A 24360-nucleotide genomic window follows, 5' to 3' on the forward strand; every position below is an offset into this window, starting at 1 on the left:
GATCGTGGCCGATGTGCGCATCAATAGTGCACCCGTCGGTCGAGGATGAAGGTCTGCAGCACCGAGAACACGAGGGTGAACGCCAGGAAGACCAGCGTGAGCGTCGCCGCATAGCTCATGTGGAAGTACTGAAACCCCTCCAGATAGATGGCATACAGCAGCACCTCGGATGCGCCTCCGGGGCCTCCACGCGTCATCACCGCAACCGTGTCGAAGATCTTGAAGGCGGTGATGAAGGTCGTCACGGTCACGAACATCGTCGTCGGACCGAGCATCGGCCACGTCACTTTCAGGAAGCGGTCAATGGGGTGGCTCGCGCCATCGATATCGACGGCTTCGTAGAGATCGCGGGGAATAGCCGAGAGGCCGGCGAGAAACAGCACCATGTTGAAGCCGACGAGCTGCCAGATGCCGATCGCGGCGAGCGTCGGGATGACGAGGCGCGGCTCGCTCAGGAAAGCTGTCTCCGCGAACCCCAGTCCCTTGAGCGCCTGATTGATGAGCCCCAGGGTCGGGTGCAGCAGGAACTGCCACATCGTGGCCATTGCGATGAGCGTCGAGGTGACGGGGAGAAAATAGATAACCTCATAGAGGCTGCGCGTGCGCTTGCGCTGGTGGATCAGGATTGCGACCAGCAGCGAGATCAGGACGCCGCCGGGCACGACAATCGCCACGTAGAGCAGGGTATTGGTAACCGAGCGTCGAATCACGGGATCCTGTAGCGCCGCGCCGAAGTTCTTGAAACCGACGAACGAGAAGTCGAGCGCACCCAGCTCGTAGTTGGTGAAGCTCAGGAAGGCGAGAGCAGCCAGCGGCGCCAGATTCGTCAGGACCAGCAGGATGAAGGCCGGCGCGGCAAAGCCCAAGCCCGCGAACCGCTCGACCCATCGCTGGCGGCCGGCTGGCGGCGCCGCGTCGAGCGGAGTGACTTGAGCAGCGACCGTGGTCATCGGGCCTCGCTCGCGCGGCGCACATCGCGGCCGGCTGCATTGCGGCTTTCCACCTCGAGGCGGCGGCCGTTGTTGTCGAAGACGTGGCAATCCCGTGGCTCGAAGGCCAGCGGGACTTCGCCCTCGGGGATGGGGATGCTGTTGTCGACCCGGCAGAGCACCGCCACTTCCGGGGAGGCCGCGAGATCGAATTGAAGGATGCTTTCCGAGCCGAGATTTTCGCGGCGCCGGAACCTGCACGTGACGGCGCACGGTCCGCCTCCGATCCGCATTGCTTCCGGACGCACGCCGACCGTCAGTTCCGGCGTCGGCGCGTTGCGGACATCGATCGGCAGCGTCCGGCCGAGCAGCTCGACCTGGCCGCCGGGGCCCACATGGGCCGGAAATAGATTGATCGCCGGACTGCCAATGAACTGCGCGACCGCAGTCGTGGCGGGCCGTTCGTAGACCTCGGCGGGGGTGCCGAGCTGGAGTATGTTGCCGTGATCCATCACGGCAAGGCGATCGGACATCGTCATCGCTTCGATCTGGTCGTGTGTCACGTAGATCATCGTGGCGCCGAGACGCGCGTGCAGCTCGGTCAGCTCGCCACGCATGTGCACACGCAGCTTGGCGTCGAGGTTCGACAATGGCTCGTCCATCAGGAAAGCCTGCGGATGACGCACCATTGCGCGGCCGAGCGCGACGCGCTGCCGTTGCCCGCCCGAAAGCTGTCCGGGGCGGCGGTGAAAGAAGGATTCGATGCGAAGCTGCTCCGCGACGGCCCGCACCTCACGCGCGATCCCGTCCATGACGCGCCTGCGGCGAGGCGACAGTTGACGCATCAAGGGCAGGCGCTCGAACAGGTTGAGGCGCGTCATGGTGAGGGGCAGCGCGATGTTGTCGAACACCGACATGTGGGGATAGAGCGCGTAATTCTGGAACACCATGGCGATTCTGCGCTCGTGAGGCCGCAAATGGTCGACCGAAGTCCCGCCGATCGAGACCGAGCCGCGGTCCTGCGATTCGAGCCCGGCGATGATGCGCAGGAGCGTCGACTTGCCGCAGCCGGAGGGGCCGACCAGCGTCAGAAACTCGCCGTCCGCAATATCGAGGTCGATGTCGTTGAGGACGGCCGTGTCGCCGAAAGCCTTATGGATGCCGCGCAATGTGAGGCCGGCCATCGCAGATCACGCCTCAGCATCGCGCGGTGGATAGACTTCGTGCACGACGTCGTCGATCCAGTAATCGGTGAGGCCGGGCACCGGACGAATGCTCACGTCGATATTTTCGCCGTCGATGTCGTAGACCACCGCCCCAAGCCGTGCAGCGCCGCCCATCGGCGGCGCCAGTTTCTCACCGACCAGAAAGCCGGCCGCCGGCCCCCAAATGTAGTGCGTGCCGTTCAGCCGGATTTCGTGCCAGCGATGCAGATGTCCACTGGCCACGATCTCCACCTGGTAGCGTTGCAGCAGATCGAGAAGGGCGCGGCGCGGCTCCGGCTTGACCGACCAGTAACCGGTGTCGGCCTCGGTCGGTAATTCGATGAACAGCGGCCGGTGGGTGAACCAGGCAAGGCGACGCCCCGCAGCATCGGCCATCGCGGCCTCGAGCCATTCGGTCTGCTGCGCCTCTTCGGGGCCGCCGCCGAAGATCATCGAATTGAGGCCGATCAGGCGCCAACCGTCCACATCGCGTAGCCAGCGGTCGTCGCCGAAGTGGCGGCGAAAGCGATCGAGCCGCTCGCCATTTACCGGCTGATGCGGATTGCCGACCTCGCCGACGTCATGATTTCCCGGAACCGCCACGACAGGGACGCCGAGCGAGGCCAGTTGGGTCGCGCAATATGCTGCGTCGGTTTCCTGATCGGCTGCATCGACCGTCACGTCGCCGGTATGTATGACGAGATCTGGCTTATGCTGCGCGATCCAACGGGCAAGTGGCGCCCAGTTCGCGTCGAAGTGCTGCTTGCTCGGGCTGAGATGCGTATCGGAAATCTGAATAACTCGGACCATGACGCCTCTGCTTTGGGTCGCGTGTCATGCCGTGCGTTGGGCGCGCAGCGGTCTGTCGCTCGAATCGAATGCGCTGCCCCGCGCCGCGCGGAGTGGTCATTGTAGTTGTGAGATCTGAAGCTTCCGGCGCCCTCCCTGGCTGACGATGCCGCTTAAGCCGCTTGTGTCATCTCAATCAACTATACATATGATCTGTCATTGTGACAAATGTAATTCACACAAGACAAGCGGATCATGCGCGGATGTGAGCAACCGGGTGTGTCGTCTGACCAGGGACGGAAACTTCGGTCTGCGCGGTCGCGATTGAATGGCGCAGCGTCTCCGCAACCTGGATTCACATGACCGACCGACATGATCGAAGCCGATATCTCCAAGCTGAGTGCTCGAGGGCCTTTGATGCGTGTCCTATGAGTGGCGTGTGCCCTCTCGCTGAGCGTTTGCGTGACGCGTTCACCGGGACTCCGAAGACGCGATTTCCACTTCCAATTCGTGCATATGTGGTTCTAGAAGAGCCAGGTTGCGGAAGCCTCGTCACACCAGATTTCTTCGTTCCAATCACATCAAGGGTCGGGCAGAGGCGGAATATCTCAGTAAAATTAACGGGTTAGATCGGAAATTTTCCATGGTCCGATGACGGATTGGAGCGAGAGTTCTAGTTCTTCAATCGGTTAGGAAGCGGCGTGCGCACTACGTGTGCACCGGGAGATCAAAGAAAATCTCGAGAGCGCCAACGGACTCCATCCGTTTGAGAGCACGACGAGCGTATATTGCCTGCCAATCCGCTCAGCCTGAGCTACGGCTGTGAATCTGAGCGTCGGTTTGCGCTAGGTGTTGGTTTGTGGAGAAGCGCGATCGAGCCGCATAGATAGCTAAATGCTTCGGCGCTCGCGCAGCTTGCGGAAGTCGTCACCGGCGTGGTGTGAGGATCGCGTCAGTGGCGTGGCCGAGACCATGAGAAATCCCTTGGCATAGGCGGTCTTCCGATAGGCCTCGAATTCATCAGGGGGCACGAAGCGCATCACGGCATGGTGCTTGCGCGTCGGCTGGAGATACTGGCCGATGGTCAGGAAATCGACGTCGGCGGAACGCAGATCGTCCATCAACTGCAGCACCTCGCTGCGGTCCTCGCCGAGGCCGACCATGATTCCCGATTTGGTGAAGATGCGCGGGTCGAGCTCCTTCACGCGTTGCAGGAGTCGGACCGAATGGAAATAGCGCGCACCTGGGCGCACCGCGAGATATTTTGACGGCACCGTTTCCAGATTGTGATTGAGCACATCTGGCCTTGCGGCAACGACCGTCTCGAGTGCGCCGTGCTTGCGCAGGAAATCAGGCGTGAGGATTTCGATTGAGGTCGCCGGGCTCATTGCGCGGATCGCCGCAATTGTGGCTGCGAAATGGGCGGCCCCGCCGTCGGCGAGGTCGTCGCGATCGACCGAGGTCACGACCACATGCTCGAGCCCAAGCTTGGCGACGGCGTCGGCGACCTTGCCGGGCTCGTCGGCATCGAGTGGGTCGGGCAGGCCGGTGCGCACGTTGCAGAACGCGCAGGCGCGCGTGCAGGTGTCACCCATAATCATGAAGGTCGCGTGCCTCTTCGCCCAGCACTCGCCGATGTTGGGACAGCCGGCTTCCTCGCAGACGGTCACGAGCTTGTTTTCGCGCACGATACGTCGCGTCTCGGTCCATTGGGCGGAGCCGGGGGCTTTCACGCGGATCCATGCGGGCTTTTTTTGTAGCGGCGTGTCCGGGCGGTTGACCTTTTCGGGATGGCGCGGCCGATCGGTCCGCAGCTTCGTTCGCGGATCGTCGTTGAGGAAATCAAGTAGCACCGTCATGCGCCCACCCCTTGCGATGTGCGAGAGCCGAACATGGCGGCGGCTCCGCTCAGATTGTGCGACACGTTCCGTCTTGCGCGAGCCGTGGCGTGACAACAACGCCGTCCCGCGCGCGGTCGCCGACATTCAGCTATCACGGTGAAGCACGTCAACATGATTTGTAGTCCCGCGTTGATTCACGCGGTGACCGGGCGCGCTGCCTTACGCGGGCGCTTTCGTTCCCGACGTGCAAGGCCGGTTACCGGCATTGCGCGCGGCATTCGGAACCCTCCATCTGCTGATCCGAGATTTCGGGCGATGCTCTAGCCGGTTTTCCGGAGCTTCAGACGGATCGAGCCCGGATGCATGGGCGGGGGCTCCGACCCGCCCGGTAAAACCGAGCAAGTTGAACGACATCGAAGCGAATGCCGTTCTTTTCGCTGTCTGGCATGAATGCTGCTTAAGCATCTGCCAAAAGAAGCGACAGCTTCAGAACATGCAGCGCGAGGGGACGTTCAGATGCCAGCCAACGCACAACCCATCACCTGAAACGACCGGGACATCACCCGATCGGCATTGCGCGTGTCTGCATGAATGCGGACCGCAATGAACGTTGGCACGCGACTGCGGCTTGGCATGCAATGGAGAAGGTAATGACGATCGCGGACGCTCACGATCAGGACCCGCAGGAAACCCGGGAATGGCTCGATGCCCTGTCGGCGGTCCGGGGCCACCGCGGCAACGAACGCGCAGAGTTCGTCGTCAATGCGATGCTCGACGCCGCGCGACGCGGTGGCCTTCAGATCGAGCAGTCGCTGACGACACCCTATTGCAACACGATCCCGCTGGAGCAGCAGCCGGCGCTGCCGGGCGACCGCGCGATCGAGCACAAGCTTCGCTCCATCATCCGCTGGAATGCGCTGGCGATAATTCTGCGCGCCAACAAGGAGAGCTCGGAGCTCGGTGGCCACATCGCCAGCTTCCAGTCTGCCGCCACGCTCTACGACATCGGTTTCGGCCATTTCTGGCACGCACCGACCGAGACCCATGGCGGCGACCTGATCTTCGTGCAGGGGCACTGTTCCCCCGGCATCTATGCGCGCGCCTTCCTTGAGGGGCGACTGAGCGAGGAGCAGCTCCTCAGCTTCAGGCAGGAGACCAGCGGCAAGGGTTTGTCGAGCTATCCGCATCCCTGGCTGATGCCGGACTTCTGGCAGTTCCCGACGGTGTCGATGGGGCTGGGGCCGTTGATGGCGATTTATCAGGCGCGGTTCTTGAAGTATCTCGAGAACCGCAAGCTGGCCGAGACGTCCAACCGGAAGGTCTGGGCGTTCATGGGCGACGGCGAAACCGACGAGCCGGAATCGCTCGGCGCGATCTCGCTCGCCGGCCGCGAGAACCTCGACAATTTGATCTTCGTCATCAACTGCAATCTCCAGCGGCTCGACGGGCCCGTCCGCGGCAACGGCAAGATCGTGCAAGAGCTCGAAAGTGTCTTCCGCGGTGCGGGCTGGAACGTCATCAAGGTGCTATGGGGCTCGGGTTGGGACCGCCTGCTGGAGAAGGACAAGAGTGGGCTGCTGCTAAGGCTCATGGAAGAATGCGTCGACGGCGAATACCAGGACTTCAAGAGCAAGAGCGGCGCCTACATTCGCGAACACTTCTTTGGCAAGTACGAGGAAACCAAGCAACTCGTCTCTGACATGAGCGACGACGAGATCTGGCAGCTTGCGCGCGGCGGCCACGATCCCGAGAAGGTTTTTGCCGCCTACACCGCGGCCGTGAACCACAAGGGCCAGCCCACGGTCATTCTGCCGAAGACCGTCAAGGGCTACGGCATGGGCGAGTCCGGCGAGGGCCAGATGATCGCCCATCAGGCGAAGAAGATGACGCAGGACGCGCTGCGCGGCTTTCGTGACCGTTTCCAGGTGCCGGTCGCCGACGCGGACCTGGCCAAGGTGCCCTTCCTCCGGCTGCCGGAAGATGGTCCGGAGATGAAGTATTTCCGGGCGCAGCGCGAAAAGCTCGGCGGCTACCTACCACAACGCCGGCGGAAATCCGCGTCCTTGCAAATTCCGCCGCTCTCGACGTTCCAGCGGCTGCTCGAAAACACCGGCGAGCGCGAGATCTCGACGACGATGGCCTTCGTGCAGTTGCTCGGTGCGCTCGTGCGCGACAAGGTGATCGGCAGGCACATCGTGCCAATCGTACCGGACGAATCCCGCACCTTCGGCATGGAAGGCATGTTCCGGCAACTCGGCATCTACTCGTCGGTCGGCCAGCTTTACAGGCCGCAGGACGCCGATCAGCTGATGTACTACCGCGAAGACAAGAGCGGACAGGTCTTCCAGGAGGGAATCAACGAGGGCGGCGCGATGTCGAGCTGGATCGTTGCGGCGACGTCCTACTCGACGAACAACGTGCCGATGATCCCGTTCTACATCTACTACTCGATGTTCGGCTTGCAGCGCGTCGGCGATCTCGCCTGGCTTGCGGGCGACATGCGGGCCCGCGGCTTCCTGCTCGGCGGCACCGCCGGCCGGACTACGCTGAACGGCGAGGGATTGCAGCACGAGGACGGCCACAGCCACGTGCTCGCCGCGACCATCCCGAACTGCATCTCCTACGATCCGACCTTCGCCTATGAGGTCGTGACGATCGTCCGCGAAGGCATGCGCCGGATGTACGAGGCGCAGGAGGACGTCTACTACTACCTCACCCTGATGAACGAGAACTATCCGCATCCCGCGCTTGCCGATGCAGGCGAAGGGGCGGAGGAGGGGATCCTCAAGGGACTCTATCTCCTGAAGAACGGAGGCGAGACCGCGAAGAAGGGCCTCCGCGTCCAGCTTGTCGGGTCGGGCACGATCCTGCGCGAGGTGATCGCGGCCGCCGATTTGCTCAAGGCAGACTTCGGCGTGACCGCTGACGTCTGGAGCGCAACCAGCTTCAACGAGCTACGCCGCGATGGCATGGCGGCGGAGCGCTGGAACCTGCTGCATCCGACCGAGCCGCGTTGCGAGAGCTGGGTGGAATCGCAGCTCAAGGGACATCCAGGGCCGGTCGTGGCCTCCACCGACTACATGCGCAACTACCCCGACCAGATCCGGGAATATGTCCAGGCGGCCGGGCGTCGCTACGTCGTGCTCGGCACCGACGGGTTCGGCCGCAGCGACTACCGCGTGAAGCTTAGAAATTTCTTCGAGGTCGACCGGCACTACGTCGCGGTCGCGGCGCTCAAGGCGCTCGCCGATGAGGGGACGATCAAGCCCGCAATCGTGGCCGAGGCCATCGCCAAATATCAAATCGATGCCGGGCGCGCTGCGCCTTGGACTGCTTGAGCCAGGGAGCCGAGGGCAGAGCGATGAGTGGTCTGATCGACATCAAAGTTCCCGATATCGGCGACTTCAAGAACGTCCCGGTGATCGAAGTATTCGTCAAGCCGGGCGACAAGGTGAAGGCGGAGGACCCGCTGGTTGCGCTGGAATCCGACAAGGCAACCATGGAAGTGCCGTCGCCGCGCGATGGCGTGGTGAAGGCCGTGGTCGTCAAGGTTGGCGACGAGGTCAGCGAAGGCGTGGTGATCGTGCAGTTCGAGGGCGCGGGCGCCGAGCAGGTCGAGACTCGCCCCGTCGTCAGCGCACCGCCGTCGTCGGTTAGCGCGCCGGCCGGTGTCGCCGAGGTGCGCGTTCCGGATATCGGCGACTTCAAGGACGTTCCGGTCATTGAAATCTTCGTCAAGCCCGGCGACAGCGTCAAGGCTGAGGATCCGCTGATCGCGCTGGAATCCGACAAGGCGACGATGGAAGTGCCGGCGCCCCTCTCGGGGACCGTGCGCGAGATCAAGGTCAAGACCGGCGACAAGGTCAGCGAGGGCGCGATCATTCTCGTGCTCGCGACCAGCGATGCGTCCACGACGGCCGCCTCTGCGGCGCCTGCGCCTGCAGCAGTGTCGTCGGCGCCCACAGCGGCTCCCGTGGCGCAAGTCGGCGGGGTCGACGAAAAGGCCTTCGCGCTCGCCTATGCCGGACCGGCCGTGCGCAAGCTGGCGCGCGAGATGGGTGTCGATCTCGGCAAGGTCAAAGGCTCCGGTAGTCACGGCCGTATCGTTCGCGAAGACGTCGAGGCCGTTGCCAAGGGCGGGGCGTCCGCCGCCAAGCCGCAGGCGGCGCCCGCAAGCGGGGGCGGTGTCGGCGGCATCGATCTGCTGCCCTGGCCCAAGATCGATTTCGCAAAATTTGGCCCGGTCGAGCGCAAGGAGCTCGGTCGCATCAAGAAGATTTCGGCAGCCAATCTGCATCGCAACTGGGTCGTCATCCCGCATGTCACGACCCATGACGAGGCCGACATCACCGAGCTCGAGCAGTTCCGGGTCAAGATGAACAAGGAGCTGGAGAAGAGCGGCGTGAAGCTCTCGCTGCTGCCGTTCATGGTGAAGGCAGCCGTCGCGGCGCTGAAGAAGTTTCCGGAATTCAATGCCAGCCTCGACGGCGACACGTTGGTCTACAAGAACTACTGGCACGTCGGCTTTGCCGCCGACACGCCGAACGGCCTGATGGTGCCCGTCATCCGCGATGCCGACAAGAAATCGGTGCCTGACATCGCCAATGAGATGAACGCGCTCGCCAAGCTTGCGCGCGAAGGCAAGATCAAGCCAGACCAGATGCAGGGCGGCACCTTCTCGATCTCCTCGCTCGGCGGCATCGGCGGCATCTATTTCACGCCGATCATCAACGCGCCGGAAGTCGCGATCATGGGCGTGTGCAAGGGATACTGGAAGCAGCATTCGCCTGACGGCAAGACCTGGACGTCACGCCTGACCTTGCCGCTGTCGCTGTCGTGGGACCACCGCGTCATCGACGGTGCGGCGGCCGCACGTTTCAACGTCTATTTCGCCAGCGTGCTCGCCGATTTGCGGCGCGTGCTGTTCTGAGATCGGGAGTAGGGCAGCATGGCTCAGCAGGTCGAAGTGAAGGTGCCTGATATCGGCGACTTCAAGGACGTCGCGGTGATAGAAGTCATGGTCAAGCCCGGCGAGACCGTCGCGGTCGACACCAGCCTGATCATGGTCGAGTCCGACAAGGCGTCGATGGAGATTCCGTCCTCGCATGCCGGCGTTGTCAGGGAGGTCAGGGTCAAGGTCGGCGACAAGGTCAGCGAAGGGGCCGTCATCCTCATGCTGGAAGCCGCGGGCGCCGCGGCCACGCCGCCGCCTGCCCCCGCCGCCGCGGCACCGGCAGCGACTCCTGTCGCAGCATTCCATTCCGGCAAGGCGGATATGGAATGCGACATGCTGGTGCTCGGCGCCGGTCCCGGCGGCTACTCCGCCGCATTCCGAGCCGCCGATCTCGGCATGAAGACCGTGTTGGTCGAGCGTTACGACACACTCGGCGGCGTCTGCCTCAATGTTGGGTGCATTCCGAGCAAGGCGCTGCTGCATACGGCGTCCGTCGTCGACGAGGTCAAGCACCTCCCGGACCACGGAATCTCCTTTGGCGCGCCGCAGATCGATCTCGGCAAGCTGCGTGCGTTTAAGGACGGCGTGATCAAGAAGCTGACCGGCGGCCTTGCCGGAATGGCAAAGGCCCGCAAGGTCGAGGTCGTGACCGGCGTCGGCGCCTTCCTCGACCCGCACCATCTCGAGGTTACCTCGGCAGGCGGCAAGAAGACGATCAAGTTCGCCAAGGCCATCATCGCCGCCGGCAGCCAGGCCGTGAAGCTGCCGTTCCTGCCCGAGGATCCGCGCATCGTCGACTCGACCGGCGCCCTGCTGCTGACATCGATCCCGAAGCGCATGCTGGTGATCGGCGGCGGCATCATCGGGCTGGAGATGGCGACGGTCTATTCGACACTCGGCGCACGCATCGACGTGGTCGAGATGCTCGACGGCCTGATGCAGGGCGCTGACCGCGACCTGGTCAAGGTCTGGGACAAGATGAACGCGCGTCGCTTCGACAAGGTGATGCTGAAGACCAGGACGGTCGGTGGGAAGGCCACCGAGGCCGGGATTGAGGTCTCCTTCGAGGGCGAGCAGGCGCCGTCGGCGCCGAAACTCTATGACCTGGTTCTGGTCGCGGTCGGCCGCAGCCCGAACGGCAAGAAGATCGGCGCCGAGAAGGCGGGTGTCGCGGTGACCGATCGCGGATTCATCGACGTCGACAGGCAGATGCGGACCAACGTGGCGCATATCCTCGCGATCGGCGACATCGTCGGGCAGCCGATGCTGGCCCATAAAGCCGTGCATGAAGGTCATGTGGCCGCGGAAGTCGCCCATGGCGAAAAATCCTATTTCGACGCGCGGCAGATTCCGTCCGTGGCCTACACTGATCCCGAAGTCGCCTGGGCCGGCAAGACGGAGGATCAGTGCAAGGCCGAAGGCATCAAGTTCGGCAAGGCGGTTTTTCCCTGGGCAGCCTCCGGCCGTGCCATCGCCAACGGTCGTGACGAGGGTTTCACAAAGCTTCTGTTCGACACGGCGACGCAACGCGTCATCGGCGGCGGCATCGTCGGCACACATGCGGGCGATCTGATCAGCGAGGTCTGTCTCGCGATCGAGATCGGCTGCGAGCCCGCGGATATCGGCAAGACCATTCATCCGCATCCGACGCTCGGCGAGTCCATCGGCATGGCGGCGGAGGTCTTTGAGGGCCACTGTACCGATCTGCCGCCGCAGAAGAAAAAGTAGGACTGCCCGCGCGGAACGCAGCGAAATGAGGGAGGAGACATAATGTCTGGAGCGACCAGTGCGACGGTCGATAAGAAGGCCGTGACGCAGAAGAAGCCATTTTACCGGGTGCTCTACGTTCAGGTGCTCGCAGCTATCGTGCTCGGCATTATCGTCGGTTGGGTCTCGCCCGAACTCGGCAAGAACGAGTGGATCAAGGCGATGGGCGACGGCTTCGTCAAGCTCATCAAGATGGTGATTGCGCCCATCATCTTCTGTACCGTCGTCTCCGGCATCGCCCATATCTCCGAAGTCAAGAAGGTCGGTCGGGTCGCGATCAAGGCGCTGATCTATTTCGAGATCGTGTCGACGCTTGCACTGGCACTCGGCTTGATCGTCGGCAATGTGGTGCAGCCTGGAGCAGGCTTTCAGGGTCAATCCAACGCCGCTGCTGTCGCGGGTTACGCCAAGCAGGCGAGCGAAATGAGGTCGATCGATTTCGTCCTGCACGTCATCCCGGACACGGTCGTGGGAGCGTTTGCGCAGGGAGAAATCCTGCAGGTCCTGCTGTTTGCAATCCTGTTCGGCTTTGCGCTGATGGGGCTCGGCGAGCGCGCCCATACCGTGCGGGCGTTCATCGATGACGTGGCTCACGCGATGTTCGGCGTCATCTCGATCATTGTTAAGGCGGCCCCGATCGGTGCGTTCGGTGCGATGGCCTATACGATCGGCCGGTATGGTCCGCAGGCATTGGGCAATCTCGCTGGGCTTATCGCAACCTTCTATGTCACTGCGCTCCTGTTCGTCTTTGTGGTCCTTGGTCTGATCGCCCGCTTCGCCGGATTCTCGATCTTCAAGTTCCTCAGATATCTGAAGGATGAATTGCTGATCGTGCTTGGCACGTCGTCCTCGGAGAGCGCGCTTCCGCAGATGATGGAGAAGCTCGAGCGCCTCGGCTGCTCCAAGCCGGTCGTTGGCCTCGTCGTGCCGACCGGCTACTCCTTCAATCTGGACGGCACCAACATCTACATGACGCTGGCGACGCTGTTCATCGCCCAGGCGATGAACGTGCAGCTCAGTTTCGGCGAGCAGTTGACGATTCTCGTCGTTGCCATGCTCACCTCGAAGGGCGCATCGGGGATCACGGGTGCCGGCTTCATTACGCTGGCCGGCACGCTCGCCGCCGTCAGGCCGGAGCTGCTTCCCGGCATGGCGATCGTGCTCGGTATCGACAAGTTCATGAGCGAATGCCGCGCGCTGACCAATCTCTGCGGCAACGGTGTTGCCTGCGTGGTGGTGGCCTGGTGGGAGGGCGAACTCGATCGCGAGAAGCTTCGTGTCGGTCTCGAGCGCGACATCGATCCGACAGACTTCGAGACCGCCGTGGCAGAGGGCAGGGGCATCTAGCGATTGGATTGCGAGAGATTTAACAGACAGACAAGAGGAAATGGTCATGACTGATGTGGTGATTGTGTCCGCCGCGCGAACGCCGGTCGGCTCCTTCAACGGTGCACTTGGATCGCTGACCGCGCACGAGCTCGGAGCCGTCGCGATCAAGGGGGCCCTCGAACGCGCCAAGGTCTCGCCTGAAGATGTCGACGAGGTCATCCTGGGCCAGGTGCTGTCCGGCGGTGAGGGGCAGAATCCGGCGCGGCAGGCCGCCATGGCGGCCGGCATTCCGCAGGAGAAGACGGCGTGGGGCATGAACCAGCTCTGCGGCTCGGGTCTGCGGTCGGTGGCGCTCGGGCTGCAGCAGATCGCCAATGGCGACGCAAAGGTCATCGTTGCCGGCGGCATGGAGTCGATGTCGATGGCGCCGCATCTGTCGCATATGCGTGTCGGCACCAAGATGGGTGACGTCAAATTCGTCGATTCCATGCTGAAGGACGGCCTGATGGACGCCTTCCACGGCTACCACATGGGCGTCACGGCGGAGAACATCGCCGCCAAATGGCAGATCACCCGCGAGGAGCAGGACGCTTTCGCCACCCGCTCGCAGAACAAGGCCGAGGACGCGCAAAAGGGCGGCCGGTTCAGGGACGAGATCGTTCCCGTCACCGTCAAGACCAGGAAGGGCGACGTTGTCGTCGACCAGGACGAGTATATCCGTGCCGGCACGACGCAGGATGCTCTCGCCAAACTTAAGCCCGCCTTCAACAAGGAAGGCTCGGTGACTGCGGGCAACGCCTCGGGCCTCAACGACGGCGCGGCCGCGCTGGTGTTGATGAGCGCGGAGGAAGCCAGCAGGCGCGGCCTGACGCCGCTCGCAAAAATCGTCTCTTGGGCGACCGCCGGCGTCGACCCGGCGGTAATGGGTTCGGGGCCAATCCCGGCCTCGCGCAAGGCACTGGAAAAGGCCGGCTGGAAGGTCGGGGATCTCGATCTCGTCGAAGCCAACGAGGCCTTCGCGGCCCAGGCCATCGCCGTCAACAAGGACATGGGTTGGGATCCCTCGATCGTGAACGTGAACGGCGGTGCCATCGCCATCGGTCATCCGATCGGTGCGTCTGGCGCCCGCGTGCTGACGACGCTGCTGTTCGAGATGCAGAAGCGGGGTGCGAAGAAGGGGCTTGCAACGTTGTGCATCGGGGGTGGCATGGGCGTCGCCCTGACGGTCGAACGGTAGCAGAGAACACCGGCCATAAGCGCCGGAGCAGAATGAACGCGGACGGCACCACACCATCCGCGAACGACAGCGGCTGGCCGTGCGCCGGCAGAAGAATAACCGATCAGGATCAGGAGGAAATCATGTCCAGAGTTGCGGTGGTGACCGGCGGAACGCGCGGCATCGGCGAGGCGATCTCGGTCGCACTCAAGGCGGCCGGCTACAAGGTGGCGGCGAGTTATGCCGGTAACGACGAGGCAGCTGCGAAGTTCAAGAGCCAGACCGGCATCAACGTCTACAAATGGGACGTCTCGAACTACGAGGCCTGCGTCGCCGGCTTGAAACAGGTCGAGGCCGACCTGGGGCCGGTCGATGTGCTGGTCAACAACGCCGGCATCACCAAGGACGGCATGTTCCACAAGATGACGCCAGAGCAATGGTACGCGGTCATCAACACCAATCTGAACTCGCTGTTCAACATGACGCGGCCGGTGTGGGAAGGCATGCGCGAGCGCAAGTTCGGTCGCGTGATCTGCATCTCCTCGATTAACGGCCAGAAGGGCCAGATGGGCCAGGTCAACTACTCCGCTGCCAAGGCCGGCGACATCGGCTTCGTGAAGGCGTTGGCCCAGGAGGGCGCCCGCGCCGGCATCACCGTCAACACGATCTGCCCCGGCTATATCGCCACCGAGATGGTCAAGGCGATCAGTCCGGAGATCGTGGCCAAGAACATTCTGCCCCAGATTCCGGTCGGCCGTCTGGGTGAACCGCACGAGATCGCGCGCGCGGTGGTGTTTCTCGCCTCCGACGATGCCGGCTTCATCACGGGATCGACGATATCGGCGAATGGCGGCCAGCACATGATCTGAGGCCGCATGCCGGCCTCCCGAACCGAAGAATCGAGGAACACGATGGACCAGGATCTCAGGGAAGCCGCACTCGAATATCATCGCCTGCCGACGCCGGGGAAGATCTCCGTGGTGCCGACCAAGGCGATGGCCACCCAGCGCGATCTGGCGCTGGCGTATTCACCTGGTGTGGCCGAGCCCTGCCTGGTCATCGCCGAGGATCCGTTGCAAGCGGACGTGTTGACGGCCCGCAGCAACCTCGTCGCCGTCGTCACCAACGGCACCGCCGTGCTCGGCCTCGGCAATATCGGCGCGCTGGCCGGAAAACCGGTCATGGAGGGCAAGGCGTGCCTGTTCAAGAAGTTCGCAGGCATCGACGTGTTCGACATCGAACTCGCCGAGGAGAATCCCGACGCGCTGATCGAGACGATCGCGCGGATGGAGCCGACCTTCGGCGGCATCAACCTCGAGGACATCAAGGCGCCGGAGTGCTTCTACATCGAGAAGAAGCTCCGCGAACGGATGAAGATACCCGTCTTCCACGATGATCAGCATGGCACCGCGATCATCGCTGCAGCCGCGATCCTCAACGGGCTGAAGCTGGTCAAGAAGGACATCGCCGAGGTCAAGCTGGTCTGCTCCGGCGCGGGTGCTGCGGCGCTCGCCTGCCTCGATCTCATCGTGAGCCTTGGATTGCGCCGCGAGCGCATCATCGTGACCGACGCCAAGGGTGTCGTGTATGCCGGCCGTACCGAAAGCATGGACGACAACAAGGCGCGCTATGCCGTGAAGACGGATGCGCGGAAGCTGGACGACATCATCCAGGATGCGGACATCTTCCTCGGACTGTCGGCCGGCAAGGTGCTGACATCAGACCTGGTCAGGAGGATGGCCCGCGATCCCCTGATCTTCGCGATGGCCAATCCGGTTCCGGAGATCATGCCGGAAGACGCGCTGGCGGTTCGTCCCGATGCGATCATCGGCACGGGGCGTTCGGACTATCCCAACCAGATCAACAACGTCCTGTGCTTCCCGTTCATCTTCCGTGGCGCGCTCGATTGCGGTGCGACCACCATCAACGAGGAGATGAAGCTTGCGACGGTCCGCGCACTCGCAGACCTCGCCCTGGCCGAGGTTCCTGAGGTGGTCGCAACCGCCTACAAGGGCGAGGACCTTCGCTTCGGGCGCAACTATCTCATTCCAAAGCCGTTCGATCCACGTCTCATCGAGATGATTGCGCCGGCGGTGGCAAAGGCGGCCGCCGATACCGGTGTTGCAAGGCGTCCGATCGCCGATATGGACGCTTATCGGCAGAAGCTGAGCCGTTTTGTCTACCAGTCCGGCAATGCGATGCAGCCGGTGTTTTCGGTGGCGAAGGGGAGCGGAAAATCCCTCGTTCTGGCCGAAGGCGAGGATGAGCGCGTGCTGCGGGCAGCACAGGTCATCGCTGACGAGCGGATCGCGAAGCCGTTGTTGCTCGGCCGGCCTGCCACCATCGAACAGCAGATCAAGGCTTTCGGTCTCCGGCTCAGGCCCGGCCAGGACTGCGAGATCATCGATCCGCACGATGCGCAGGTCTATTCCAAATGCGCTGACGTGTATCATGCGCGCAGGAGGCGCGATGGCGTATCGGCGGCCCTCGCGCTGTCGGAGACGCGGAGCAATGCGACGGTGCTGGCGTCGATCCTGCTCGAGCGAGGGATCGGCGATGCGATGCTTTGCGGAGTGATCGGGCGAACCGCCGATCACCTGGCGGCGATCAAGAACGTGATCGGAACGCGGGACGACGTGCGGACGCTCGCCGTAATGCAAATGCTCATTCTCCCGCAGCATCAGCTGTTCATCTGCGACACGCATTGCAATCTCAATCCGACTGCCGAGCAGGTTGCCGACATCGCGCTGCTGGCGGCCGCCGAAGTCAGGCGATTCGGCATCACGCCTCGAGTGGCGCTGTTGTCGCATTCGAGCTTCGGCAGCTCGGCGGTGCCGGAGGCGCACAAGATGCGGGAGGCGCGCACGATCATCCGCGCGCGCTCGCCCGATCTGGCCGTGGAAGGCGAGATGCGCGGCGACGCGGCGCTGTCGCAGTCGGTGCGTGACCACGAGTTTCCCGATTCCGGTTTCGTAGGTCCGGCGAACGTGCTGGTGATGCCCAATCTGGACGCGGCCAACATCTCGTACAATCTTTTGCGGATGGCTGCGGGGCAGGGGCTGACGGTCGGCGGCATTTTGCTCGGCGCGGCCAAGCCCGCCCACATTCTCACGCCATCCTCGACCGTCCGCCGCATCGTGAACATGGCTGCCGTCGCAGCCGCGGATGCGGTGTCGGAGAGAGCCTGATCGGAAGGACACGATTGGGCGGACTGTGAACGCGATCGGGCGAGGCCATCATGAGTGAGGCGCAATCGGGAAAGCTCCGGATCGTGATCGTCGGAGGCGGGGCGGGAGGATTGGAACTCGCGACCCGCCTCGGCGACAAATATGGCCGCAAGGGCAAGCTCGACGTCACGCTGATCGAGCGCAACCGGACGCATGTCTGGAAGCCGAAGCTGCACGAGATCGCGGCCGGCAGCATGGATATCGCTGCCCACGAGGTCGACTATCTCGCGCAATCCTACTGGCACGGGTTTCGTTACCGGATCGGCGAGATGATCGGGATCGACCGGGAGCGGCGTCAAGTGCTGGTGGCGCCCTATCTCGATGGCGAAGGGCGCGAGGTGACGCCGAAGCGGAGCTTCGACTACGATATCCTCGTCATGGCTATTGGCAGCCAGAACAACGATTTTGGCACGCCGGGCGTCGTGGACCACGCGATCAAGCTCGAAACGCAGGTCGATGCCAAGCGGTTCCACGAACGCATGGTCAATGCCTGCATCCGCGCCCATGCCCAATCGTCACCGCTCGGCGAACATCAGTTGAAGGTCGCGATCATCGGCGCCGGTGCGACCGGTGTCGAGCTTGCGGCGGAATTGCACCGGACGACGCGCGAAGTGGTGGCATACGGCCTCGATCAGGTCGATCCGCAGAAGGACATCAGGATCACGCTGATTGAAGCGGCGGATCGGGTGCTTCCCGCATTGCCGGAACGCGTCTCGAAGGAGACGGAGAAACTGCTGCTCAGGCTGGGTGTCAATCTGCTGGTCGGCGCCAAGGTGTCCGTAGTCGGGTCCGACCGCGTCAGCCTGACGGACGGGCGGACCATTCCCGCCGAACTGATCGTCTGGGCCGCGGGCGTCAAGGCGCCCGATTTCCTGAGGGACATTGCCGGGCTCGAAACCAACCGCATCAACCAGCTGGTGGTGCGGCCCACGTTGCAGACCACACGCGACGACAACATCTTCGCCATCGGCGACTGCTCGGCCTGCTCATGGGGCGAGCGGGGCAATGTGCCGCCGCGTGCACAGGCAGCCCATCAGCAGGCCTCGCATCTCTATTCCCAGTTCCCGCGGCATCTGCGGGGCGAAGCGCTGAAGGACTACCGCTACAGGGACTTCGGATCCCTGGTCTCGCTCGGCGAGTTCAGCACGGTCGGCTCGATGATGGGGGCACTGGTGGGCGGCAGCCTGGTCTTCGAGGGGCTGTTCGCGCGGATGATGTACCTGTCGCTCTACAAGATGCACGAATACGCCCTGCATGGTCCGGCCAAGGTGGCGCTCGACACGCTGGCCCGCCTGATCACCCGGCGGACCGAGCCGCACGTCAAGCTTCATTGATTGCGGTCGCGAAGGAGATGGATGTCGTGTCGGCCGTTGCGCACCCGGCGCCGGCTCGAGCCCGGAGGGGATGCTGATGGACGCTGTGCTCCTTGCGCGTATCCAGTTCGCCGCGAACATCACGTTTCATATTCTATTTCCATCGATCTCGATCGCCCTGGGCTGGGTGCTGCTGTTCTTCCGCCTGAAGCATCTGCGCGCAACCGACCCACAGCAGAAGCTGGACTGGCTTCGCGCCTATCGGCTGTGGACCAAGGTATTCGCCCTGACATTTGCGCTCGGGGTCGTCAGTGGCGTCACCATGAGCTTCCAGTTCGGCACCAACTGGCCGGGCTATATGGAGCGGGTCGGCAATATCGCAGGCCCGTTGCTGAGCTATGAGGTGCTGACCGCTTTTTTTCTCGAGGCGGGCTTTCTTGGCGTGATGCTGTTCGGCCACCGCCGCGTCGGCGAAGCGATTCACCTTGGGGCGACCTTTCTGGTGGCGCTGGGCACTCTGATGAGTGCGTTCTGGATCCTCGCCCTCAATTCCTGGATGCAGACACCGGCGGGATACGAAATTGTCGACGGCCAGTTCCATGCACGGAATTGGCTGGAGATCGTTTTCAATCCCTCCTTTCCCTATCGTTTCGTCCACATGGTGCTTGCGTCGTCGCTGACGTGCGCGTTCCTGCTGATCGGGATCAGCGCCTGGCAGCTCCTCAAGGGCGTCGCGACGGCGAGCGCCTCGCGGGTGCTGCGAACCGGGCTCGTGTTCGCGGCCCTGGCCGCGCCGGCGCAGATGGTGGCGGGCGATTTTCACGGGCTCAATACGCTCAAGTATCAGCCGCAGAAGATCGCGGCGGTTGAAGGCATCTGGGAAACCACGCGCGGCGCGCCGCTGCTTCTGTTCGCGATTCCCGACGATGCGACCCGGTCGAACCATTTCGAACTGGCCGTGCCGAAACTCGCGAGCCTTATCCTCCGTCACGATCCTGACGGGGAGCTCAAGGGGTTGAACGAGTTTCCATCGGCGCATCCGCCGGTGCTGCCGCTGTTCTGGTCGTTCCGGATCATGGTAGGAACGGGCATCCTGATGTTGCTCGTCAGCTGGGTCGGCCTCTGGAGGCATTGGCGCGACGGTTGGGAGTTTTCCCTGATGCCGCGGCCATTGCTCAGGTTGTTCGCGGGAATGACCTTTGCCGGATGGGTGGCAACCATCGCCGGATGGTACGTCACGGAGATTGGACGGCAACCGTTCATCGTGTCAGGCCTGATCCGAACGAGCGAGGTCGCCTCGCGCGTTCCATCGGCGAGCATCGCGCTGACCCTGGTCATCTACGTGACCCTCTATGTGGGCTTGCTGGTGGCCTATGTCGGCGTGCTGAAATATATGTCGGAGAAGCCGGAAAAGCGTCCGGCGGCGGTCACGTCGGAGGACCTTGCACAGGATCCGCTTCGCTATCAGAGCCGCGGAGAGTTCGCATGATGTCGATGTCCTTCGACGAGCTTCTGCCACTGATCTTCATCGGACTGATGGGCGTATCGCTGCTCGTCTATGTCGTGAGCGACGGCTACGATCTCGGGGTCGGCATGCTGATGCATCGGGCGACGCCGGACGAGCGGGATACCATGGTCGCCTCGATCGGCCCGTTCTGGGATGCGAATGAGACCTGGCTTGTCCTCGGCGTCGGCCTTCTCCTCGTCGCCTTCCCAAAGGCGCATGGACTGGTCCTGTCGGAATTGTACCTGCCGACCGCGCTCATGCTGGTCGGCCTGATCCTGCGCGGTGCAGCTTTCGATTTCCGGGTCAAGGCCAAGGCCGACCGGAAGGCGATGTGGGATCGCATGTTCATCGCCGGGTCGATGCTGGCGTCGGTATGCCAGGGCTGGATGCTCGGCCGCTACATCAGCGGGTTCGGCGAAGGCTGGAATTATCCGATCTTCGCCGGCGCAATCGCGATTGCGTTGCCGATGGCCTATGCACTGCTCGGCGCGACGTGGCTTGTGATGAAGACGCATGGCGAGCTGCAGGAGAAGGCGATCGAGTGGAGCAAGATCGCCTTCGCACCCATGGTTCTCGGTCTGATCCTGATCTCGATGGCAACGCCGTGGATCAGCGAGACGGTCCGCATCAGGTGGTTCACCCTGCCGGCGATGATCGCGGTGGCCTCGATCCCGATCACGTCCAGCGTTGCGCTGCTGACGGTCCGCCTTCTGCTGGGTGCACCGGCCGTGCGCGGCGCGCTTTGCTGGCTGCCTTTCGCGCTATTGGTGCTCGTGTTCCTCCTGAGCTTCCTTGGTCTCAGCTATAGCATCTACCCCTATGTCGTGATCGACCGGCTCACGGTCTGGCAGGCCGCCAGCAGTCCGGAGTCGCTCCGAGTCATACTGATCGGGGTCTGCGTGACGCTGCCGGTCATCATCGCCTACACCGGATTTTCCTATCGCGTATTCCGGGGCAAGACCATAGAGTTAGACTATGCGTGAGTGGCCTGCCGCAATTGCCGGCGCTCCCGGGTTTGTGCTGGTTCACAAGATGGCGGAGCTTTCATCCCTGGTGAACGTCAAGGAGCCTGCCAAGGTTGGTTCGGTGGCGCCTGCTTCCGCGCGTTGGTTCATTCGCGGTGCATTTGCCCTTGCGTTGGTCGCCGCCGCGGCGTGGCTCGGATATGCGGTCACGTTCCGCCGGGGACTGGACCATCTGCACGCCGTGGCCCAGCAGCGGCTGGCCGTCGAGGCGGCCAGACTCGACGGCCATCTTTCGAGATTTGAGTATCTCCCGTCTCTCCTGGAGACGTCCCCCGGCGTGTTCCGGCTGCTGGAGGCGCCCGGCGATCCCGCGTTGCAGCAAGCCGTCAGCCTCTATCTGAAATCGATCAACCTGCTGGCGGGGGCCGACAACCTCTACGTCCTCGGTGTCACCGGCGCGACGCTGGCCGCGGCCGATTTCGACCAGCCCGGAACACCCTTCGGCGAAAACCTGTCGTATCGTCCCTATGTGAGCGAAGCGCTTGCGAACGGTCGCGGTGCATTCTTCGGTGTCGGTATCACCACCGCGCGCGCCGGTTATTATCTGTCCTATGCCCTGAAGGACAGCGGGACGACCAAGGGGATCGCGACCGTCAAGGTCAATCTGGATTCGTTCGAGCGGGCGTGGCGCAACATCGACAACGACATTCTACTGGTCGACGAGCGCAAGGTCACGATACTCGCCTCTCGCGACGAGTGGCGCTATCGCCCGATGGAGCCGCTGTCGGTTCAAACGCGCGATGACATCGCGCGATCCAAGCCCTACGGAAACCACGATCTTGCGCCGCTCGGATGGACCTTCGTCGCCCAGTCCGAGAACGGCACGGCACGGATCACCGCGGAGAACGGCACCGCCTATACCGTCAGCGAGCTTCCGATCAACCGCGGGCTGTGGAAACTCGTGCTTCTCGACGACGAGGCGCCCATACGGCAGACTGCGCTCGTCATCGGGGTCATATCGGGATTAGCCGCCCTCGTCGCGCTGTTGGCGCTTGGACTTGTGGAGCAACGCCGCAGAGAGATCAAGCAGCGGTTGGCGAGCCAGGCCGCGTTGCAGGCGGCGAACGACATGCTCGAAACCAGGGTGCAGGAGCGCACAGCCGAATTGCGCGCTACGCAGGATGAACTCGTTCATGCCGGCAAGCTGGCCGCGCTCGGCCAGATGTCGGCGGGCATCGTTCATGAACTGAACCAGCCGTTGGCAGCCTTGCAGACCGCCGCCGACAATGCCGTTTTGCTGGTCGACCGCGGATCAATCGGAGATGCCCGTGGAAATCTCACCCGCATTGGCGAGCTGGTGCGGCGGCTCGGACGCCTGACCGGCCAGTTGCGGGTGTTCGCATACAAGTCGAGCAGCCCGCTTGGCGCGGTTTCCGTTGAGCAGGCCGTGGCTGAATCGCTCAAAATATTATCCGGGCGAGTCAAGGAGGGCGGGGTTGCCGTCGCGACGGACATTGACGCAAAACTCTGCGTCATCGCCGATCAGACGCGGCTCGAGCAGCTGTTGTGCAACATAGTGGCGAATGCGCTGGATGCGGTGGAGAATGTCGAGCCGAAGTCGATCCTGATCCGGGCGGGCAGGGAGGAGGCGCAGAGCGCGCGCTGCCGCATTGCGATCAGCAACAGCGGGCCCGCGATCGCCCCCGACGTCCTGCAGCGCATGTTCGAGCCGTTCGTGACGACCAAGCCCGCGGGCAAGGGGCTTGGGCTGGGCCTGATGCTGTCCAACCACATTGCACGCTCGTTCGGTGGCGAGCTGCATGCGCGAAACCTGGCGCCGAGCGGCGCCGAATTTGTTGTGACCCTTCCATTGGCTGAGATTACAGAGGCGGCTCCCGCATGGGCGATGACCAATCGATCGGCGTGATCTATGTCGAGGATGATGACGACGTCCGGATCGGCGGGGTCCAGGCGCTTGAGCTTGCGGGATTTTCCGTTTCGGGCTTTGCCTCGGTCGAGACCGCCCACAGCTCCGTGCGCGCCGACATGCCCTTTGTCGTGGTCTGCGACGTGCGCCTGCGCGGGCGCAGCGGCCTCGATTGGCTGTCTGATCTGCGTCGGCTGGATCAGGATCTGCCGGTGATCCTGATCACCGGTCACGGCGATATTTCGATGGCCGTGCAGGCAATGCGGACCGGCGCCTATGACTTCATCGAGAAACCCTGCTCCTCGGAGCAGCTGATCTCGGTGGTGCGCCGGGCGGCGGAGAAGCGGCGGCTGACGCTCGAGGTGCGATCGTTGCGATCCGCCTTGGCGGACCGCCAGGGAATCGATGCCAGCCTGCTCGGTCGGTCGCCGCAGATCCAGGAGGTGCGCCGGTTGGTCTCCACCTTGGCTGCGACCAATGTCGACGTCACGATCTATGGTGAGACCGGGACGGGCAAGGATGTGGTGGCGCGCTGCCTGCACAATCATAGCGGCCGCCGCGGCGGCAACTACGTTGCGGTGAACTGCGGCGGCCTGCCGGAATCGCTGGTCGAGAGCGAGCTGTTCGGCCACGAGGTCGGCGCGTTCACCGGCGCCACGCGTCAGCGGATCGGAAAGATCGAATACGCCAGCGGCGGAACGCTGTTCCTCGACGAGATCGAAAGCATGCCGCTCAGCGTGCAGGTCAAGTTGCTGAGGTCGCTGCAGGATCGCTCGATCGAGCGCGTCGGCACCAACAAGCCGATCGCTGTAGATTGCCGTGTCGTGGCCGCGAGCAAGGTGAATCTGCTGGAGCTCAGCGAAAAGCGGCTGTTTCGTGCCGATCTTTACTATCGCCTCGGCGTCGCTTTCATCGAGCTGCCGCCGCTGCGCGAACGGCGGGAGGACATCCCGCTGCTGTTCGAGCACTTCACTCTGGATGCCGCCAGGCGTTTCGAGCGCGACGCCCCGATCCTGGATGACCCGACCATGTCTCACCTCCTGGCCTATTCGTGGCCGGGCAACGTGCGCGAGCTTCGCAACGTCGCCGACCGTTTCGTGCTCGGTGTCCTCGACGGCAAGTCGATCAACAAGTCGGGCTTCGGCGCGTCCGATATGTCATTGCCGCGGCAACTGGAGAACATCGAGCGATCGATCATCGAGGATGCGCTGCGGCGCAGGCAAGGCGATGTCCAGGCAACGGCTGCCCTTCTGAGCATTCCGAAGCAGACGCTGTACGACAAGATCAAGCGCCTCTGCGTCAATGTCGACGGAATCAGGGAGGGCGCGACCGTCCGCTCCGGATCCTGAGACCGCGGCGGATGAGACGGCAAGCTCTCGGTGCAAGCGGGG

At 63.3% G+C, this 24360-nt stretch carries 16 protein-coding genes; 12 read left to right on the plus strand and 4 right to left on the minus strand.

Annotation, left to right across the window (positions count from 1 at the left end; all coding sequences use genetic code 11):
- Positions 1-20: 20 nt before the first annotated feature.
- From XH81_RS34275 to lipA, 4 genes are all read right to left on the minus strand, one after another.
- Complete coding sequence (locus tag XH81_RS34275) at positions 21-950, minus strand: carbohydrate ABC transporter permease (protein ID WP_028145346.1); 930 nt, start codon at positions 948-950, stop codon at positions 21-23.
- Positions 947-2113 (minus strand): ABC transporter ATP-binding protein, encoded by a 1167-nt coding sequence (locus tag XH81_RS34280; RefSeq protein WP_028145345.1) that lies wholly within the window; start codon positions 2111-2113, stop codon positions 947-949. Before XH81_RS34280 ends, XH81_RS34275 begins: the two co-directional genes overlap by 4 nt.
- Before the next feature lie 6 nt (positions 2114-2119).
- Positions 2120-2944 carry a metallophosphoesterase family protein gene (locus XH81_RS34285; RefSeq protein WP_028145344.1) on the minus strand — a complete coding sequence of 275 codons (825 nt, stop codon included), beginning with the start codon at positions 2942-2944 and terminating at the stop codon, positions 2120-2122.
- Between the two features lie 869 nt (positions 2945-3813).
- Positions 3814-4782: a lipoyl synthase gene (gene lipA / locus XH81_RS34290; RefSeq protein ID WP_028145343.1), complete on the minus strand. Its 969-nt coding sequence runs from the start codon at positions 4780-4782 to the stop codon at positions 3814-3816.
- A 632-nt stretch (positions 4783-5414) separates the two neighbouring features.
- Here lipA and aceE point away from each other — a divergent pair.
- The 12 genes from aceE (at position 5415) to XH81_RS34350 (ending at position 24318) form a co-directional block, all read left to right on the plus strand.
- Positions 5415-8102 (plus strand): pyruvate dehydrogenase (acetyl-transferring), homodimeric type, encoded by a 2688-nt coding sequence (aceE, locus tag XH81_RS34295; RefSeq protein ID WP_085967609.1) that lies wholly within the window; start codon positions 5415-5417, stop codon positions 8100-8102.
- 23 nt (positions 8103-8125) lie between these two features.
- Positions 8126-9694: a dihydrolipoyllysine-residue acetyltransferase gene (locus XH81_RS34300; RefSeq protein WP_028145341.1), complete on the plus strand. Its 1569-nt coding sequence runs from the start codon at positions 8126-8128 to the stop codon at positions 9692-9694.
- A gap of 18 nt (positions 9695-9712) precedes the next feature.
- Positions 9713-11446 carry a dihydrolipoyl dehydrogenase gene (lpdA, locus tag XH81_RS34305; protein ID WP_028145340.1) on the plus strand — a complete coding sequence of 578 codons (1734 nt, stop codon included), beginning with the start codon at positions 9713-9715 and terminating at the stop codon, positions 11444-11446.
- A gap of 42 nt (positions 11447-11488) precedes the next feature.
- Positions 11489-12832 carry a dicarboxylate/amino acid:cation symporter gene (locus XH81_RS34310; protein WP_028145339.1) on the plus strand — a complete coding sequence of 448 codons (1344 nt, stop codon included), beginning with the start codon at positions 11489-11491 and terminating at the stop codon, positions 12830-12832.
- A 46-nt stretch (positions 12833-12878) separates the two neighbouring features.
- Positions 12879-14051, plus strand: coding sequence for an acetyl-CoA C-acetyltransferase (locus XH81_RS34315; RefSeq protein WP_085971591.1), 1173 nt, complete (start codon positions 12879-12881; stop codon positions 14049-14051).
- 122 nt (positions 14052-14173) lie between these two features.
- On the plus strand, positions 14174-14899 hold the full coding sequence (gene phbB, locus XH81_RS34320) for an acetoacetyl-CoA reductase (RefSeq protein WP_028145337.1): 726 nt from the start codon (positions 14174-14176) through the stop codon (positions 14897-14899).
- 42 nt (positions 14900-14941) lie between these two features.
- The gene (locus tag XH81_RS34325; protein WP_028145336.1) at positions 14942-17218 is read left to right on the plus strand and encodes an NADP-dependent malic enzyme; all 2277 of its coding nucleotides are present in this window, start codon (positions 14942-14944) and stop codon (positions 17216-17218) included.
- 50 nt (positions 17219-17268) lie between these two features.
- A complete protein-coding gene (locus XH81_RS34330) occupies positions 17269-18591 on the plus strand; it encodes an NAD(P)/FAD-dependent oxidoreductase (protein WP_038946244.1) in 1323 nt (440 codons plus the stop codon).
- A 76-nt stretch (positions 18592-18667) separates the two neighbouring features.
- Positions 18668-20059 carry a cytochrome ubiquinol oxidase subunit I gene (locus XH81_RS34335; protein ID WP_244439114.1) on the plus strand — a complete coding sequence of 464 codons (1392 nt, stop codon included), beginning with the start codon at positions 18668-18670 and terminating at the stop codon, positions 20057-20059.
- Positions 20056-21060 (plus strand): cytochrome d ubiquinol oxidase subunit II, encoded by a 1005-nt coding sequence (locus XH81_RS34340; protein WP_085967607.1) that lies wholly within the window; start codon positions 20056-20058, stop codon positions 21058-21060. The genes XH81_RS34335 and XH81_RS34340 overlap by 4 nt, the downstream gene beginning before the upstream one ends.
- Positions 21053-22969: a sensor histidine kinase gene (locus tag XH81_RS34345; protein WP_028145333.1), complete on the plus strand. Its 1917-nt coding sequence runs from the start codon at positions 21053-21055 to the stop codon at positions 22967-22969. The genes XH81_RS34340 and XH81_RS34345 overlap by 8 nt, the downstream gene beginning before the upstream one ends.
- Positions 22942-24318, plus strand: coding sequence for a sigma-54-dependent transcriptional regulator (locus XH81_RS34350; RefSeq protein ID WP_028145332.1), 1377 nt, complete (start codon positions 22942-22944; stop codon positions 24316-24318). The genes XH81_RS34345 and XH81_RS34350 overlap by 28 nt, the downstream gene beginning before the upstream one ends.
- Positions 24319-24360 lie beyond the last annotated feature (42 nt).

It is taken from the genome of Bradyrhizobium sp. CCBAU 25360 (assembly GCF_028128695.1).
In the GTDB taxonomy this organism is placed as follows: Bacteria; Pseudomonadota; Alphaproteobacteria; order Rhizobiales; family Xanthobacteraceae; genus Bradyrhizobium; species Bradyrhizobium ottawaense.